The organism is Pseudomonas sp. TE9122, from assembly GCF_056278925.1.
The window spans coordinates 5,908,360-5,924,695 of sequence record NZ_JBWBQI010000001.1; the positions used below are offsets into that span (position 1 = coordinate 5,908,360).

Consider the following 16,336-nt stretch of genomic DNA (forward strand, 5'->3'; position numbering starts at 1 on the left):
CCATGTCGGTTAGTCGAGTTTGCTCGGTGGCGGTTCCGGCAACGGTTTCTGTCCGTCGACGATCGGCACGATGGTTTTGTTCTCGGGCTCCACAGGCACCATCTTGTATTCCTGACCGTGGAGGTTCTTCAGATAAACCTCCATCTGCCGGAACGAGATGTTGATGTGCTGCTTCTTGAACTCGCGATTGATGAAGCGGTTGACCTCATCCAGCACCGGGTTGCGGTCACCGAGATCGCGCACATGCATGCGCAGTTCGTGGTCGAGGGTGCTTTCGCCGAAGTTGAGGAAGTACACGTGTGGCTCAGGTTCTTTGAGCACGCGCGGGTTCTCCCGAGCCGCTTTGAGCAGCAACTCCTTGACCAGATCCAGATCCGAGCCGTAGTCGACGCCGAGTTTCAGCGTTACGCGGGTGATGGTGTCGGTCAGCGACCAGTTGATCAGTTGCCCGGTGATGAACGTTTTGTTCGGGACAATGATGTCCTTGCGGTCGAAGTCGGTGATGGTTGTGGCGCGGATGCGGATCTTGCTCACCGTGCCCGACAGGTTGCCGATGGTGATGGTGTCGCCGATCCGCACCGGGCGTTCGAAGAGGATCATGATGCCGGAGATGAAGTTGGCGAAGATCTCCTGCATACCGAAACCGAGGCCCACCGACAGCGCCGCCACCAGCCACTGCAACTTGTCCCAACTGACGCCGAGGGTCGACAGGGTGGTGACGAAACCGACGCCGGCAATTACGTAGGACAGCAGCGTGGTTGTCGCATAAGCGCTGCCCTGGGCCAGATTGAGTTTGGACAGCACGAACACTTCGAGCAGGCCGGGCAAGTTGCGCGCCAGAGCGAAGGTGATACCGATGATGATCAGCGCGCCGAGCATGTCGCCGATGCTGATCGGCACCATGCTCATGTTGGCGCCGGTGCCGCTGGTGTATTCGTAAAGGGTGATGTTGTCCAGATACGAGAACACCGAAATCAGGTCCGACCAGACCCAGTACAGCGCCGCGATGAAACCGCCGAGCAGGGCCAGACGGATCAGGCGCAGGGACTGTTCGTTGACCTTTTCGATATCCAGCGTCGGCTCTTCGATCACCGCTTCGCCGTCGCCGGCCTCTTTCGCCGCCTGCCGCTTGGCCAGCGCGCGCTGGTAAGCCAGACGCCGCGCGGCAACGCTCAGGCCCCGTACGAAAGTGGCCTCGATCACTAGCCAGAACATCAGCAGGTACAGGGTGTTGATCAAACGGTCGCTGAGTTTCAGCGCGGTGTAGTAGTAGCCGAAACACACCGCAACAAACAGGGCGATCGGCAGCAGGGTGAACATCACTCCGACGGCTTTGCGGAACAGCGAAGCGTTCTGGTGCGTCGGGCTGCTGATCAGCAGGCGACTGAGCAGCCATGCCATCAAGGCGTAGCAGGTCAGCACCACCGGCATGCCGAGCACGTCATCGGCCAGCGCCGCCGGTTGCAACTCGGCGACGGCCACCACGGCCACCAGCGCCATGACCACAAGGCCCAATCGACGTACCCAGCCCTGAAGGAACTCGACCTGCGGTTTTTCCCAGCGGAAGTGCAATTCCGCCACGCCACCCGGCGCGAGAATCCGGTACGCGGTGTAGAACACCAGCCAGGCCTGGCCCATCTGCAAAAGCGCCGCGCCCATGTTGGCGTTCTGCCCGCGCGCGTCGATCTGCAGGGCCAGACCGCACAGCGCCAGACCCAGCGCCACCGGCATCGCCAACAGGATGTTGATCAGAATCGCCTGCGGCGTGTGCCACTGGCTGTCGCGCTTGAAGTGGCCGATGTCCTGGTGAACCTTGTTGAGTCTTCCGTACAGCGCTTTGCGGCGCCACAACAGGGCGCCGATCAGCAGCGCCAATGGCAGAAACAACAATGGCCGCTGGGTCAGGCCGTCAGTCAGTTCGCTCAGGCTCGACGCCCAGGGCAGGGTGTTGACCTGTCGCTCGAGACGCTCGGGCACACCGCGCATCCATTCCACGTCCAGCGGCTTGTTGCTGGGGATCCAGAACATCTGTTCGTCGAGGGTCGCGCGCAGGCTTTGCGCGGTGCTCAGCAGTTGTTTCTGGTTGAGCTGCAGGGTGATCGATTCGTTGAGCATCGCGCTCAACTCGCGGTTCAGCCGCTCGAGCAGATCAGCACGGGTGTTGGCCAGATCGAGCAGGCTTTTGCGCAGTTGCGGGGTGACCTGCTCCGGCGGCTGGGTGGCCAGCAGATTGTCGACATAGGTCGCCGGGTTGCTCAGCAGCTCCCGCTGCTGGCTGACATCGAACTGATACAGGCGAATATCGGCAATCTGGTCGGCGAGGTCGCGGTCGACCTTCAAGTGCGGCAGCGCCTGCTTCTGTTTATAGAGAATTTTCGACAGCAACAGGCTGCCCTTGAGCACGCTGATCTGTTCGTCCAGCGCCGAATCGCTCTGGGTCAGGGTGTCGAGTTGCTGTTTGGTCTGCAGGTTCTGCTGCGTGACTTCGTTGAGACGGTCGGTGCTCTTGAGCAAATAGTCGGAAAGCTTGAGATTGGTCGCGCTCTCGCTCGCCAGCAGGCTGCTGCCGCCGGCCTTCTGCGCTTCGATCGATTGCTGGGTGACGGTTTCCTGCGACTGCGCCAGACGCTTCTGGTTGATCAGGGTTTGCAGTTCCTGGATCTCGCGGTCCAGGCGATCGGATTTCTCCGAGAGCAAGTCATGCTGAGCGTTGCCCAGATCCTGCAACTGGGTGTTGCCAGCCAGTTCCTGGCGGCGCAGCGGAATCAGCGCATTGAGTGCGGCCAGTTCGGCGTTCAACTGGTCGCGCTGTTCGGCGGTGACCGTTTTGCCCGTGTCCTTGCCGGATTTGAGGATGGTGTTGATCTGCTGGATGCGCGTCTGGCTGGCGGAAATCTCCGCCTGCGCACGCTCGGGGCGAGTCTGCGCGGTGATGATCAGACTGTTGGCTTCGGCCAGGGCTTTTTGCAGATCGCTTTGCTGGGTCGAGCGATCGGTGAGGATCTGCTCCAGTTGCTGGATCGACTCTTTCGGAAAACGTTGCGCTACCGGCACCGGTGCGGTGGCCTTGAGGCGGCTCAGTTCGCGGGTATTTTCAATCGTCTGCTTCGGCGCGTTGGCCAGCTGACGCTTGAGATCGATCAGCTTCTGCTCGTAATCACGCTGGTTGTTCAGTTGATTGAGGGTGTTCTGCAGGACGGTCTGCAGGGTCTTCTTGTCGGCGTCCGGCAGTTTGCTGTCAGCCAGCTTGTCGAGGCTGGCCTGCACGGCATCGCTGGACGGTGGTTCGGCAGCATGCAGCGGGCCGACGACAAGACTGAGGCCCAGCAGGGCCGCGGCGAAAAAGGAGCGCAGGGTAGGCATAGAGACCGGTCAAGCAAGTGAGAGTGGAAGCAGTTTAGAGGAAGAGTCCGGGGCCCGGGCGACTTCCTTCGGGGAATCTGACGCCCACTTTGCCGATCTTGTTCCCGTCCATGACCGCAACCGTCCAGTGGGTGTTGTTCCACTCCACCTGGTCGCCGACGATGGGGGCACCCCCGACTTTTTGCGCGATGAACGCGCCCAGGGTCATGTCCGGATCGATGCCTTCGGCCGGCAAGCCATACAGCGCTGCAACCGCTTTAAGCTGGGCGTCTCCTTCGAGTACGAAGTCGCCGAAGAAGCGCAAATCAAGGCCACGTTGCGGCGCCTGGCTGAACAGTTTGCCGAGGGCCGACAAGTTGTGTTCATGGCCAATAACACACAGCAAATCATCGACTTCCAGCACCGTACTACCCGACGGATGGAGCAGTTGCTGGCCACGAAACAGCGCCGCGATGCGTGTGCCTTCGGGCATTTTCAGCTCGCGCAGCGGCGAGCCGATGCACCATTTCTCCGCGCCGAGCTTGTAAACGAACAGTTCCCACTCGCTGGTGACGTGCACTTCCAGTGCCGCCCGGGATATCGGCGCGGGTTCTGGCGGAACGGTCACCTTGAGCAATTTGGCCACCCACGGCAGGCTCGTGCCCTGCACCAGCAGCGACACCAACACGATGAAGAACGCGAGATTAAAGTAGAGCTGCGCTTGCGGCAGGCCGGCCATCAGCGGGAACACCGCGAGAATGATCGGCACCGCGCCGCGCAGGCCGACCCAGGAAATAAAGGCTTTTTCGCGACCGTGGAAGGCCTTGAACGGCAGCAGGCCGACCATCACCGACAGCGGCCGCGCGAACAGGATCATCCACAGCGCCAGACCGAGGGCGGGCAGGGCGATCGGCAGCAGATCGTGGGGCGTGACCAGCAGGCCCAGCACGAGGAACATGCCGATCTGCGCCAGCCAGGCCATGCCGTCGAGCATGTGCAGAATGCCGTGGCGGCTACGCACCGGGCGGTTGCCGATCACCAGACCGCACAGGTACACGGCGAGAAAACCACTGCCGTGCAAGGCGTTGGTCAGCGCGAACACCACCAGACCGCCAGCGATGATCAGAATCGGATAGAGCCCGGCCGCGAGATTGATGCGGTTGACCAGTTGCAGCATCATCCAGCCGCCGCCCAGACCGATCACACCACCGATGCCGAACTCGCGGATCAGGTGGGTCAGCAGACTCCAGTGCAGGCCGGTTTCGCCGCTGGCGAGCATGTCGATCAGGGTGACGGTGAGAAACACCGCCATCGGGTCGTTGCTGCCGGATTCGATTTCCAGACTGGCGCTGACCCGTTCGTTGAGGCCTTTACCGCCGAGCAGCGAGAACACCGCAGCGGCGTCGGTCGAACCGACGATGGCGCCGATCAGCAGGCCCTGAATCAGATTGAGGTCGAACAGCCACGCAGCGGCCATGCCGGTCAGCCCGGTGGTGATCAACACCCCGACCGTGGCCAGCGACAGCGCCGGCCATAACGCCACGCGGAAACTCGACACCCGCGTACGCAAGCCGCCGTCGAGCAGGATCACTGCCAGGGCGAGGTTGCCGACCAGATAGGCCGTCGGGTAGTTATCGAAAATGATCCCGCCACCATCGACCCCGGCAGCCATGCCGACCGCGAGAATGATGACCAGAATCGGAATGCCGAGACGTGAAGAAAGAGAGCTGACAAGAATGCTTGCGCCTACCAGCAACGCGCCGATCAAGAACAGGCTGTTGATGGTCGTCGCATTCAAAGGCAGTACTCCAGAAGCGTAAAGACGGGGGCACAAACTGACCATGCAGTCTGCGTGCCAGCGATTCTAACCTGTTGAAATGTGATGCTGTCAAAAAGGTTTTCAGGGTGCATCAGGTTTTGCGGCAGGCGGAGGATTGCGGCCCTCACCCTAGCCCTCTCCCGGAGGGAGAGGGGACTGACCGAGGTGTTTGTAAAGGTTACACCGACTTGCAATATCGAGCCGAACTCAAAATCTGAAAGGCCCTCAATCTGCTCCCTTTCCCCCTCGCCCCCTTGGGGGAGAGGGCTGGGGTGAGGGGGGTAGCCTTTGATCTTAGAGGCTGAACCGCCCAACCATGTTGTTCAGATCCAGCGCCAGGCGCGACAGCTCATTGCTCGCCGCGCTGGTCTGATTGGCGCCGGTCGCCGACTGCACCGACAGATCGCGGATATTGACCAGGTTGCGATCGACTTCCCGCGCCACCTGCGCCTGCTCTTCGGCAGCGCTGGCGATGACCAGGTTGCGCTCGTTGATTTCGACGATGGCGCTGTTGATCGTGTCCAGCGACATCCCGGCGCCACGGGCGATGTTGAGCGTCGACTCGGCGCGCTCGGTGCTGTTGCGCATCGAATCCACGGCATGCTCGGTGCCGCTCTGGATGCTGCCGATCATGCGCTCGATTTCGCTGGTCGACTGCTGGGTGCGATGGGCCAGGGCGCGCACTTCGTCCGCCACCACGGCAAAACCACGACCGGCCTCACCGGCACGGGCCGCTTCGATCGCTGCGTTCAATGCCAGCAGGTTGGTCTGGTCGGCGAGGCCACGGATCACGTCGAGCACCTTGCCGATGTCGCGGGATTCATTGGCCAGGTCGCCGATCAGCGACGCGGTGCTCTGCACATCGGCGCTCATGCGTTCGATGGCGCTGACGGTTTCCTGCACCAGATCACGACCGTCGCCCGCCGAAGTGGTGGCGTTTTTCGAGGCTTCCGAAGTGCTGACCGCGTTGCGCGCGACTTCTTCGACGGCGCTGGTCATCTCGTTCACGGCAGTGGCCGCCTGCTCGATTTCGTTGTTCTGCTGGGTCAGGCCGCGAGCACTTTCATCGGTGACGCTGTTCAGCTCTTCTGCGGCAGACGCAAGCTGTGTGGCCGAACCGGAGATGCGCTGCAGGGTATCGCGCAGCTTCGATTGCATCTTCGCCATCGCCGCCAGCAAGCGCCCGGCTTCATCTTCGCCATCGACATGGATCGGCTGGGTCAGGTTGCCTTCGGCGATGGTTTCCGCCGCCTCCAGTGCCTTGGAAATCGGCTTGGTAATGCTCACGGTCAGCAACCAGGCGAACAGCAGGGTCAGGCCACTGGCGATCACCAGCAAGGTCACCACCAGATTGAACGACATCGAATACTGATCCTTCGCGCCCTGGTCGGTTTCGGCGATCTGCTGGGTGTTGATCTCCAGCAAGCGCGCCAGCGCGGTATTCACCGCTTCCGAATTGCTCAGCAAATCGCTGTTGAGCATCTGCCGCAACTCGTCGATCTGATTGTTGCGCGACAGGGTTTTCATCCGCTCTTCGAGCTGACGGTACTGCGCCAGCAATTGCACGTACTGATCGTACGCCGCACGTTCCTGCGGGCCTTCGATCAGTGGCTCGTATGCGCGTTGCGCATCGGCGATCTGGCGATTGCGCAGGTCGAACAGTTCGATGGTTTTCTGCTGCACGTCGGGTTCGCGGTTGATCAGCAAACGATAGGAGAGCACGCGCAGGCGCAGGGTCAGTTGGGTGAATTCGTCCAGAGCCTTGATCGACGGCACGCTGGCGGTGGCGATGTCTTCGCCGGCCGCGCGGATCTTGCTCATCTGGTTCAGCGCAAACACGCCGAGGATCAACATCAGGCCGCCGATCAGGGCGAAGCCGGTGAACGCCCGTGGGGCGATGTTCATATTGCGAAGGGACATGGGCGGATACCGAAAAGGGCCGCATCCATGCGGGCTGAGACTGCTGTATGGGTGACTTATCGGTCATACGACTAAAGTCTTGAGGTGGTGTGCGTATTTGTCGCAGACAGGCTTGAGCGACGAAGTGCAGGAACCAGATCGACCAATCACAGTCTTTTAAACTCGCGAGAAGCTTCGCCACCCAGGAAAATCAAGGCCTTGCGCCGGTTTAACCCTGGCATCCGTGGTGACTTTTCTTTATCGTACGCGCCCTTTGAAAAACGCTTGGAAGATCAAAATGTTGGAAGCATCCCTCAGCCAATTGGAACAGCTCGTCAGCGACCTGGTGCAACAGAACCAGACCCTGCTGCAGACCAACCAGACCCTGTCCACGGAACTGGCCCAGGCCAAGGATGAAAACGAAAACCTGCAACTGAACCTGATGGAGCAGGAAGAAAAACACGGCGCCACCGCCGCGCGCATCCAGGCGCTGGTTGATCGCGTCAATGCCGGTCCTGTCAGCGCATGAACCACGGCACAGCAGGGGTAAAAGTCATCTCCATTCTTGGCGAGGACTATTCGATCAAGGCACCGGCCGGGGAAGAACAGACCCTGTTGGACGCGGCGATGATGCTCAAGGCCGCGCTGGAAGACACCAAGCGCAAATACCCGACGCTGATCGGTGACCGTTTGCTGGTGCTGGCGGCGATGAATCTGTGCTCGCAGCAGATCGAAATGAAGAAACAGCACCAGGAAGAACTCGACCGTTATCAAGAGCAAGTCAGCGCCACGGTCGAGACGATTGCCAAGACCATCAGTCAGGGCTGATGGGGTTGCGCACAACCAGGGAATAGATTGTCGGTTGGTTTGTATACAATCGGCACGGCCGTTGCAGTGTTTCGGCCACTTATTCCTTGGGGGTGCTCCATGCAGTGGTGGCGACGCAGTATTCAGTGGCAGTTGATTCTCGGCATGGGCGCGGCCCTGCTGATCAGCATCGTGATTGTGGTTGGCATTTATACCCTGGTGGTCAACCGCCTCGCCCAGAGCTATCTGGTCGAACAAGCGCTGCCGTCGAGCATTGAAGCGACGCGCAACGATATCGAACGCATCCTCGTGCAACCGCTCACCGCCGCCAAGGACATCGCCAGCAACACCATGGTGCGTGACTGGCTGGCGACAGGCGAGGACAGCAGCAAAACCGCGCTCTTTGCGCAGTATCTGGAAGGCATCCGCGCCGAACACAAGGCCTTCACTGCGCTGATCATCGGCATCGAATCCAATCACTACATCACCGAAAAAGGCCTCGATCGCACCCTCAGTCGCGCGAAACCGGCCGACGCCTGGTTCTATTCCTTTCTCGACAGCAATCAGCCGCGCACCCTCAATATCGACAACGACGGCGCCACTGGCGAGCTGGCCCTGTTCATCGATCTGAAGGTCAAGCAGGCCGGCAAAGTTGTCGGTGTCGCCGGGCTCGGGCTGAGCATGAAAGAGCTGTCGGAGCTGATTCACAACTTCAGTTTCGGCGAGCGCGGCAAGGTCTATCTCGTGCGCTCCGACGGTTTGATTCAGGTCCATCCTGAGGCGCAGTTCAGCGGCAAGCGCACCTTGACCGAGCAGATCGGTGCCAACGCGGCGCAAGCGCTGATGGGGCACAAATCCGCAGTGAACAGCAGCTTCCAGCGCGAGGGTGAAGACTTCCTCGCTTTCAGCCTGCCCCTGCGCGATCTCGGCTGGACGCTGGTGGCCGAAGTGCCGCAGTCGCAGATCTACGCCGAAGCACGGAAAGCGATGTGGATGAGCGGCGGCATCGGTCTGGTGGTGGCGCTGGTCTGCCTGGCGTTGGTGGTGTGGCTGGCGCAGGGGCTGGTGCGACCGATTCGACAAGTAACACGGGCGCTGGTGGCCATCGGTAGCGGTGGTGGAGATTTGACCCACCGGTTAGATTCCAGCCGTGCCGATGAGTTGGGTGACCTCGCGCGCGGCTTCAACCGTTTCCTCGACAGCCAGCGCGCAATGATCGGTGAAGTGCTGACCACCAGCGAGCGCCTGCGCACAGCCGTAGGGCAAGTGGCTACGGTGGTGGACAACACCGCCGAGCGTTCCGGCCGGCAGCAGGAAATGACCGACATGGTAGCCACCGCCGTCCACGAAATGGGCCTGACCGTGCAGGAAATCGCGCAGAACGCTGGCAACGCCGCGCTTGCCTCGCAAACCGCGCGCGATGAGGCGTTGCAGGCACGGGAAGTGGTCGGTGGCTCGATCCGTCATATCGAAAGCATGTCCGATGAGATCGGCTTAGCGGCGGGCGCAGTGGGTGAGCTGGCGCAGCAAGTGGCGTCGATCGATTCGGTGCTGGCGGTGATTCGTGGCGTTTCCGAACAGACCAATCTGCTCGCACTCAACGCCGCCATCGAAGCTGCCCGCGCCGGCGATATGGGCCGTGGCTTCGCGGTGGTCGCCGATGAAGTGCGCACCCTCGCGCGCAGGACCCAGGCCTCGACCGACGAAATTCAATTGATGATCGGCAGCCTCAAGCAAGGCGCGGAAAACGCCGTGTCATCGATGCGCACCGGCCAGGCCGCTACCGGCACCGGGGTTGAATCGAGCCAGCGCACCGGCGCGTCGCTGACGGCGATCACCGGCCAGGTCGAGCGCATCAGCGATATGAACCATCAGGTGGCGACGGCAACCGAAGAGCAGTCCGCGGTGACTGAAGAGATCAACCGCAACGTGCAGGGGATTTCCGATCTGGCACGGGCGACGGCGGGGGAGGTTCGTGCGTGTCGTGAGGATTGTCAGATGTTGCAGCGGCTGGCGGATGATCTGGCGCGGCAGATGGGTGGGTTCAAACTGAGTTGAGTATCAGACCTGAAAAGCCCCTCACCCTAGCCCTCTCCCGGAGGGAGAGGGGACTGACCGAGGCGTCTATCGCTATACGTCGACCTGAAAACACCAGTCGATTATGGATCCGGCAAGGCCCTTTCAGGTCGGCGTACTTCTTGAATATTCCCCATTCGGCCCCCTCTCCCTCCGGGAGAGGGCTGGGGTGAGGGTAGCGTTTCAGAACCACGCATCCCGCATCCCCAGACACGTATCATCCCGCGCCTCCAGCAAGTCCAGCTCATGCTGGCAACCCGGCACTTCCCATGTCAGGAAATACCGCGCCGCCTGCAACTTGCCCTTATAGAAGTCGACATCCGCCGCATTTCCTTTGGCCAGGCCTTCCTCGGCGCGGATCGCCTGCTCCAGCCAGCGCCAGCCGATCACTGCGTGGCCGAACACTTTCAGGTACAGCGCCGAGTTCGCCAGGCTGCTGTTGACCTTGCCTTGGGCCAGATCGGTGAGCAGGCCGATGGTCACGGTTTGCAGGCGGGCAACGAGTTTTTCCAGCGGTTCGCGCAGGGTGGTCAACGAATCGTATTCAGTGGCACGTTCGGCCGTGTTGGCGATCAATCGAATCAGCTGCTTGAGACCGGCGCCACCGTTCTGCGCCAGTTTGCGCCCGAGCAAATCCAGCGACTGGATGCCGTGGGTGCCTTCGTGGATCGGATTCAAGCGGTTGTCGCGATAGTACTGCTCCACCGGGTACTCACGGGTGTAGCCGTGGCCGCCAAGAATCTGGATCGCCAGTTCGTTGGCCTTCAGGCAAAACTCCGAAGGCCAGGATTTGACGATCGGTGTCAGCAAGTCCAACAGTTCATGAGCCTGTTTGCGTTCGGCTTCGGTTTCCAGCGTGGTGGTGTCATCGAACAACCGCGCGGCGTACAGGCCGAGGTCAAACGCACCTTCGACGTAGGATTTCTGCGTCAGCAGCATGCGTCTGACGTCCGCGTGCTGAATGATCGCCACCGGCGCAGTGGTCGGATCCTTGCTGTCCGGCACCCGGCCCTGCGGCCGCTCACGCGCATATTCCAGTGAATACAGGTAACCGGCATAGCCGAGCATCACCGCGCCCATGCCGACGCCGATTCGCGCTTCGTTCATCATCTGGAACATGTAGCTCAAACCATGGTGCGGTTTGCCCACCAGATAGCCGACGCACTCACCGTTATCGCCGAAGTTCAGCGCCGTCGATGTGGTGCCGCGCCAGCCCATCTTGTGGAACAAGCCGGCGAGCAGCACGTCGTTGCGCTGGCCGAGGTTGCCGTCGTCGTTGACCAGAAACTTCGGCACGATAAACAGCGAAATACCTTTCACCCCCGGCGGTGCGTCCGGCAGTTTGGCCAGGACCATGTGCACGATGTTTTCCGACAGCGGATGATCGCCGCCGGAAATGAAGATCTTGTTGCCCTTCAGGCGATAGGTGCCGTCGGACGCAGGCTCGGCGCGGGTACGAATGTCCGACAGCGATGAACCGGCATGGGGCTCGGTCAGGGCCATGGTGCCGAAGAAACGTCCGTCGATCATCGGTTGCAGGAAGCGCTGTTTCTGCTCTTCGCTGCCAAAGCTCTCGATCAGGTTGGCCGCGCCCATGGTCAGGAACGGGTAGGACGTCGAAGCTGCGTTGGCGGACTGGAAATGCGCGAAGCAGGCTTGCGACAGCAGGGTCGGCAATTGCATACCGCCGGCGTCGAAACTTCGCGCTGCGTTAAGGAATCCGGCCTCAAGGAAGGCATCCACCGCCGGTTTCACTTCAGGAATCAGGATCGCCTTACCATCCTCGTAGCGCGGCTCGTTCTCGTCGCCCTTGCGGTTGTGCGGCGCAAAGTACTTCTCGGCGATGTTGCGCGCGGTGCCGATGGCGGCGTCGAAGGTTTCGCGGTTGTGCTCGGCAAAGCGCTCACGCCGGGTCAGGCCCTCGGCATCAAGGACTTCATACAGCTCGAAAGCCAGATTGCGGGAACTGAGCAGCGTCTCGGACATGGCGGCCTACCTGGAAATTGGGGGTGGACCGAGTCTAAGGCGGTGGAATAGAGGCTGGATAGGATGATTGATGAGAGTGATGCAGAAGCAAAAGATCGCAGCCTTCGGCAGCTCCTACATTTGGAATGCGTTTCCCTGTAGGAGCTGCCGAAGGCTGCGATCTTTTGATCTTCTGTGGAAGCGAGCCTGCTCGCGAAAGCGGTGGGTCAGGCAACATTGATGTCGACTGAAACGCCGTCTTCGCGAGCAGGCTCGCTCCCACAGAGTATTGCGTACCAGGCGACCATTGCGGTCGCCTGGATTTACAGCGGTTTAACCGATCGTCATCAAGCTGGCGTTACCCCCCGCCGCAGCGGTGTTCACGCTCAATGCCCGCTCGATCACCAGACGCTCCAGGGCAATGTTGGTCTCGCCCTGGGACAGTCCCTGAACGCCAACGATCGCGCCGCCACGCTGGGCGATCTGCTGGCAGACGCCGCGCAACTGGTCGGAGTGGCCGTGATGCAGCACGGCATCGAACACCACTTCGTCCTTGTTCCAGTCGGCAACGCGTTTGATCCGCGCCTGGACTTCCTTCGGCAGACGGGCGAGCAACGCCTTGGTCAGCTCGGTTTCCGGCCACACCGCCGAACCGCCAACCGCCAGCACCGCCGCCAGTTGCGTCAGCAGATCACCTTCAACTTCCGCCAGGCACAGCACGTGTTCGCGCGGCAGAATGGCGTAGCTGTTTTTCTCGCCGGTCGGGCCAGCCAGCACGCGGGTAATGCCGCTCTGCGATTGCGCTGCGTATTGCACGCACAGGGTGCTCAGATCGGCGAACTTGTTGTTGTCGGCCCAGGCTTTCAGAGCGTTCAACGATTGGCTCATGGCATCGCGCAAGCGCACGTCCGGGGCGACGATGGCGTCACCGCGAGCGAAGGATTGCTCGATGGCGTCGCTAGGACGCGTCGACAGCAAACGGTACAGATACAGCGGGCCGCCGGCTTTCGGGCCAGTACCCGACAGGCCTTCGCCGCCGAATGGCTGCACGCCGACCACGGCACCGACGATGTTGCGGTTGACGTAGACGTTACCGGCGTTGACGTTGTCGATCACCTTGGCGATGGTCTCGTCGATGCGCGTGTGCACGCCCAGCGTCAGGCCATAACCGGAGGCGTTGATCTGGCCGATCAGTTGATCCAGCTCTTTGCGCTTGTAGCGCACCACGTGCAGTACCGGGCCGAAGATTTCGCGTTGCAGTTCGTCGAAGCTTTCCAGCTCGATCAGGGTCGGCATGACGAAGGTGCCGCGCTTGATCTCTTCGCTGTCGGCAATCGCAACCTGGTAAACATTGCGACCCTTATCGCGCATGCCCTGGATATGCTTGTCGATACCGGCCTTGGCTTCGGCGTCGATCACCGGGCCGATGTCCACGGACAGACGCTCGGGGTTGCCGAGACGGCTTTCGGCCATGGCACCTTTGAGCATTTCGATGACGCGATCGGCGGAATCTTCCTGCAGGCACAGCACGCGCAACGCCGAGCAGCGCTGACCGGCGCTGTCGAAGGCCGACGACACTACGTCGATCACGACTTGTTCAGTCAAAGCCGAGGAATCGACGATCATCGCGTTCTGGCCACCGGTTTCGGCGATCAGCGGAATCGGACGGCCCTGGCTGTCGAGACGGCCAGCGATGTTGCGTTGCAGCAAGCGCGCGACTTCGGTGGAACCGGTGAACATCACGCCTTTGACGCGCTCGTCACCGACCAGACCGGCGCCGACGGTTTCACCGCGCCCCGGCAGCAGTTGCAGCACGCCTTCCGGGATGCCGGCTTCGAGCATCAGGCGCACAGCCTGAGCCGCTACCAGCGGAGTCTGCTCGGCCGGTTTGGCCAGTACCGGATTACCGGCAGCCAATGCCGCAGCGACCTGGCCGCTGAAGATTGCCAGCGGGAAGTTCCACGGGCTGATGCACACCACCGGGCCCAGTGGGCGGTGGGCGTCGTTGCTGAAATCGTTGCGCGCCTGCACTGCGTAATAACGCAGGAAGTCGACTGCTTCGCGGACTTCGGCGATGGCGTTGGCGTAGGTCTTGCCGGCTTCGCGAGCCAACAGGCCCATCAGCGGCTGGATCTCGCCTTCCATCAAGTCAGCGGCACGTTCCAGGATCGCAGCACGTTCGGCCGGCGGGGTGGCCTGCCAGATCGGCGCGGCGTTCAGCGCGCATTGAATGGCGCTGTCGACATCTTCAACGGTAGCTTCTTGAACATGACCGACCACATCGCGGTGATCGGACGGGTTCAGCACGGCGACCGGCGTTTCGTTGCTGGACGCGCAACCGAGCATCGGCGCGGCTTTCCAGTCGTTGTGCGCGGTGGCAAGCAGGGCGCAGGACAGCGAGGCCAGACGATGTTCGTTGGCCATGTCGATGCCGCTCGAGTTGGCGCGCTCGGCACCGTACAGGTCACGCGGCAGCGGAATGCGCGGGTGCGGCAGGCCGAAACCACCTTCCACGGTGGCCATCTGCTCGATCTGCGCCACCGGATCGGCCACCAGTTCCTGAATCGAAATCGACTGGTCGGCGATACGGTTGACGAACGAAGTGTTGGCACCGTTTTCCAGCAGACGACGCACGAGGTACGCCAGCAGGGTTTCGTGGGTGCCGACCGGTGCGTACACGCGGCACGGACGGTTCAGCTTGCCTTCGGCAACCTTGCCGACAACCTGCTCGTAGAGCGGTTCGCCCATGCCGTGCAGGCACTGGAATTCGTACTGGCCCGGGTAATAGTTCTGACCGGCGATGTGGTAAATGGCCGACAGGGTGTGGGCGTTGTGCGTGGCGAACTGCGGGTAGATGACTTCCGGCACCGACAGCAGTTTGCGTGCGCAAGCAATGTAGGAAACGTCGGTGTACACCTTGCGGGTGTAGACCGGATAGCCTTCCAGACCCTCGACCTGAGCACGTTTGATTTCGCTGTCCCAGTACGCGCCTTTTACCAGGCGGATCATCAGGCGATGACGGCTGCGGCGGGCCAGATCGATCACGTAGTCGATCACGTACGGGCAACGTTTCTGGTAAGCCTGGATAACGAAACCGATGCCGTTCCAGCCAGTCAGTTGCGGCTCGAAGCACAGACGTTCGAGCAGATCCAGCGACAGCTCGAGGCGGTCGGCTTCTTCGGCGTCGATGTTCAGGCCGATGTCGTATTGCTTGGCCAGCAGGGTCAGCGACAGCAGGCGCGGGTACAGCTCGTCCATCACGCGCTCGTACTGCGCACGGCTGTAGCGCGGGTGCAGCGCCGAGAGCTTGATGGAGATGCCCGGGCCTTCATAAATTCCACGACCGTGGGACGCTTTGCCGATCGAGTGGATCGCTTGTTCGTACGAGGCCAGGTATTTTTGCGCGTCGACTTCAGTGAGTGCCGCTTCACCGAGCATGTCGTAGGAGTAACGGAAGCCCTTGGCTTCGAACTTGCTCGCATTGGCCAGTGCTTCGGCGATGGTTTCGCCAGTGACGAACTGCTCGCCCATCAGGCGCATGGCCATGTCGACGCCCTTGCGGATCATCGGCTCGCCGCTCTTACCGATGATGCGGCTCAGCGACGAGGTCAGGCCGGCTTCGTTGTGGGTGGAAACCAGTTTGCCAGTCAGCAGCAGGCCCCAGGTCGCAGCGTTGACGAACAGCGAAGGGCTGTTGCCCAGGTGCGGATGCCAGTTGCCGGTGCTGATCTTGTCGCGGATCAGCGCATCGCGGGTGCCTTTGTCCGGGATGCGCAGCAGCGCTTCGGCCAGGCACATCAGCGCCACGCCTTCCTGGGACGACAGGGAAAATTCCTGCAGCAGGCCCTGAACAATACCGGCACGACCGCCGGCACTTTTCTGGTTACGCAGTTTTTCGGCGATGGTCGCCGCGAGCTTGTTGGTGGCTTCGGCCATCGGGGCCGGCAGGCGCGCCTGCTCGATCAGCATTGGCACCACTTCCGGCTCAGGACGGCGGTAAGCAGCGGTGATCGAAGCGCGCAGTACCGATTGCGGGAGGATGCTTTCAGCGAATTCGAGGAAGCATTGGTGAGCGTGATCGGTCTGCACTTCGCCTGCGTCATCGGCGTCTTTGGCGGTCAAACCGTTCAACTCGGTCAGGGTTGCACCACCCTCGAGTTTTTCCAGGTAATTGAAAATTGCCTGCTTGATCAGCCAGTGCGGCGTGCGATCAATCGAGGTTGCGGCAGCCTTCAGGCGCTCGCGGGTCGGGTCATCGAGTTTGACCCCAAGGGTGGTGGTAGCCATATTTTTATCCTCATGGTTGCCACAGTTGCGTGGCATCAGCTGGCCGCAAGATTAGCCTTGCGCTGAATGAGGTGCAACCGGGTGCAACCCTTTTTTTGCCGGAATAATACGCAGCTCGTCAGGAAATAATTTCTGGTACGA

At 61.2% G+C, this 16,336-nt stretch carries 8 protein-coding genes and 2 pseudogenes; 4 read left to right on the forward strand and 6 right to left on the reverse strand.

Features of this window, described 5'->3' with window-relative positions:
• Window positions 1-9 precede the first annotated feature (9 nt).
• The 4 genes and pseudogenes from mscK to ACZ9BE_RS26695 all read right to left on the reverse strand — a co-directional run.
• Window positions 10-3,363, reverse strand: coding sequence for a mechanosensitive channel MscK (gene mscK, locus ACZ9BE_RS26680; RefSeq protein ID WP_095181005.1), 3,354 nt, complete (start codon window positions 3,361-3,363; stop codon window positions 10-12).
• Window positions 3,364-3,397: 34 nt separating this feature from the next.
• A complete protein-coding gene (locus ACZ9BE_RS26685) occupies window positions 3,398-5,140 on the reverse strand; it encodes a potassium/proton antiporter (protein ID WP_353188553.1) in 1,743 nt (580 codons plus the stop codon).
• Window positions 5,141-5,455: 315 nt separating this feature from the next.
• The gene (locus ACZ9BE_RS26690; RefSeq protein ID WP_370695130.1) at window positions 5,456-6,328 is read right to left on the reverse strand and encodes a methyl-accepting chemotaxis protein; all 873 of its coding nucleotides are present in this window, start codon (window positions 6,326-6,328) and stop codon (window positions 5,456-5,458) included.
• A gap of 30 nt (window positions 6,329-6,358) precedes the next feature.
• A pseudogene (locus ACZ9BE_RS26695) lies at window positions 6,359-7,081 on the reverse strand (MCP four helix bundle domain-containing protein); the annotation flags it as partial.
• 277 nt (window positions 7,082-7,358) lie between these two features.
• Here ACZ9BE_RS26695 and ACZ9BE_RS26700 point away from each other — a divergent pair.
• From ACZ9BE_RS26700 to ACZ9BE_RS26715, 4 genes and pseudogenes are all read left to right on the forward strand, one after another.
• Window positions 7,359-7,589, forward strand: a complete 231-nt coding sequence (locus ACZ9BE_RS26700; protein ID WP_016772015.1) for a hypothetical protein — start codon at window positions 7,359-7,361, stop codon at window positions 7,587-7,589.
• Window positions 7,586-7,888, forward strand: coding sequence for a cell division protein ZapA (locus ACZ9BE_RS26705; RefSeq protein ID WP_460142625.1), 303 nt, complete (start codon window positions 7,586-7,588; stop codon window positions 7,886-7,888). The genes ACZ9BE_RS26700 and ACZ9BE_RS26705 overlap by 4 nt, the downstream gene beginning before the upstream one ends.
• Before the next feature lie 144 nt (window positions 7,889-8,032).
• Window positions 8,033-9,058, forward strand: a pseudogene (locus ACZ9BE_RS26710) (cache domain-containing protein); the annotation flags it as partial.
• A 135-nt stretch (window positions 9,059-9,193) separates the two neighbouring features.
• On the forward strand, window positions 9,194-9,925 hold the full coding sequence (locus ACZ9BE_RS26715) for a methyl-accepting chemotaxis protein (RefSeq protein WP_375123750.1): 732 nt from the start codon (window positions 9,194-9,196) through the stop codon (window positions 9,923-9,925).
• 201 nt (window positions 9,926-10,126) lie between these two features.
• On the opposite strand, the gene ACZ9BE_RS26720 is transcribed toward ACZ9BE_RS26715, so the two are convergent.
• Together ACZ9BE_RS26720 and putA are read right to left on the reverse strand one after the other, a co-directional pair.
• Window positions 10,127-11,929: an acyl-CoA dehydrogenase gene (locus ACZ9BE_RS26720; protein WP_476250114.1), complete on the reverse strand. Its 1,803-nt coding sequence runs from the start codon at window positions 11,927-11,929 to the stop codon at window positions 10,127-10,129.
• 312 nt (window positions 11,930-12,241) lie between these two features.
• Entirely contained in the window at window positions 12,242-16,195 is a 3,954-nt protein-coding gene (gene putA, locus ACZ9BE_RS26725) for a trifunctional transcriptional regulator/proline dehydrogenase/L-glutamate gamma-semialdehyde dehydrogenase (protein WP_056787440.1), read from the reverse strand.
• Window positions 16,196-16,336 lie beyond the last annotated feature (141 nt).